The organism is Acidovorax sp. Q11, from assembly GCF_054950075.1.
Genome location: NZ_JBUDZG010000068.1, coordinates 1 through 2,020, shown reverse-complemented (window position 1 = coordinate 2,020; position 2,020 = coordinate 1). Strand labels below are relative to the sequence as shown.

Sequence of the window (2,020 nt, the reverse complement as noted above, 5' to 3'; positions counted from 1 at the left end):
GTACGTGGATCTGCAGGCGCTCGGTTACGGCGGCTCCTACAACCGGGTAGCGGCCTTTGCCCGGATCTGGCACGAGCAGCGCCTGGTGGCCCTGCAGACCACCGGCCGCGGCACCTTCGTTCCGCTGACCTTCGGCCCGGGTGAGGCCTTCCAGTTCGACTGGAGCGAGGACTGGGCTGTTCTCGCAGGAGTGCGCACCAAGCTGCAGGTAGCCCACTTCAAGCTCAGCCACAGCCGCGCGTTCTACCTGCGCGCCTACCCCCTGCAGACGCACGAGATGCTGTTCGATGCCCACAACCATGCATTCACAGTCCTGGGCGGTGTGCCCCGCCGTGGCATCTACGACAACATGCGCACCGCCGTAGACCGGGTGCGCCGTGGCAAGGAGCGCGACGTCAATGCGCGCTTTGCGGCCATGGTCAGCCACTTCCTGTTCGAGGCCGAGTTCTGCAATCCCGCGTCGGGCTGGGAGAAGGGCCAAGTGGAGAAGAACGTGCGCGATGCCCGCCATCGCCTGTGGCAGGTGGTGCCGCCATTCCCTGGCCTTGTGGAGCTCAATGATTGGCTTCAGGAGCGTTGTGTGACCCTGTGGCACGAGATCGAGCACGGCAAGCTGCCGGGTACCGTTGCGGATGTCTGGGCCGCGGAGCGGGCTGCCTTGATGCCGGTACCGCGTCCCTTCGATGGCTTTGTTGAGCACACGAAGCGAGTCTCTCCCACCTGCCTGATCCACTTCGAGCGCAACCGCTACAGCGTGCCGGCGCCATTCGCCAACCGACCCGTGAGCCTGCGGGTCTACGCGGATCGCTTGGTGATTGCCGCCGAAGGCCAGATCGTGTGCGAGCACCAGCGCTTGATCGAGCGTAACCACCATGGTGCGGGACAGACAGTGTACGACTGGCGCCACTACCTGGCGGTGCTGCAGCGTAAGCCCGGGGCCTTGCGCAATGGCGCGCCGTTCCTGGAACTGCCAGCGGCCTTCAAGCGACTGCAGGCCACCTTGCTCAAGCAACCCGGCGGCGACCGGGAGATGGTGGAGGTACTGGCACTGGTGCTGCACCACGATGAACAGGCTGTGCTCGCTGCAGTGGAGTTGGCACTGGAGTCAGGGGCTGCCAGCAAGACGCACATCCTGAACGTGCTGCACCGCTTGCTGGACGGCAAGCCCGCTCCAGCACCGGTCACATCGCCCCAGGCCCTCAAGCTGGCGGTAGAACCCCAGGCCAACGTGCTTCGCTACGACCAATTGAGGGAGGTGCGCTATGCGTCATGACCCCGCCATCGCTTCCATCGTGATCATGCTGCGCGAGCTCAAGATGCACGGCATGGCCCAGGCAGTTGCGGAACTGGCTGAGCAAGGTGCACCGGCCTTCGAGGCGGCACAGCCCATCCTGTCCCAGCTGCTCAAGGCCGAGACCGCCGAGCGGGAGGTGCGCTCGGTGGCCTACCAATTGAAGGTGGCCAGGTTCCCGGCGTACAGGGACCTGGCTGGGTTTGACTTCGGCCACAGTGAGGTGAACGAGGCGCTGGTGCGCCAGCTGCACCGCTGTGAATTCTTGGAGGACGCCAACAACGTGGTGCTGGTGGGTGGACCGGGGACGGGCAAGACCCACATTGCCACAGCCCTGGGGGTGCAAGCCATTGAGCACCATCACCGCAGGGTGAGGTTCTTCTCCACGGTGGAGCTGGTCAATGCACTGGAAGAGGAGAAGGCCCAGGGCAAGCCGGGGCAGATCGCACACCGCCTGGCCTACGCTGACCTGGTGATCCTGGATGAGCTGGGCTACCTGCCGTTCAGTACGTCAGGAGGAGCTTTGCTGTTCCACCTGCTGTCCAAGCTGTACGAGCGCACGAGCGTCGTGATCACCACCAACCTGAGCTTTAGCGAGTGGGCCAATGTGTTCGGAGATGCCAAGATGACCACGGCGCTGCTGGACCGCCTCACGCATCACTGCCATATTCTGGAAACCGGCAACGACAGCTACAGGTTCAAGAACAGCTCCGCACAGCAACCACCACA

At 64.1% G+C, this 2,020-nt stretch carries 2 protein-coding genes; both read left to right on the top strand.

The window, feature by feature from the left end:
* A partial coding sequence (gene istA / locus ACYZGB_RS22680) for an IS21 family transposase (RefSeq protein ID WP_462391239.1) occupies positions 1-1,273 on the top strand: 1,273 nt, incomplete at its 5' end.
* The coding region (istB, locus tag ACYZGB_RS22675) for an IS21-like element helper ATPase IstB (protein ID WP_462391237.1) at positions 1,263-2,020 on the top strand (758 nt) is incomplete at its 3' end. The genes istA and istB, both read left to right, overlap by 11 nt.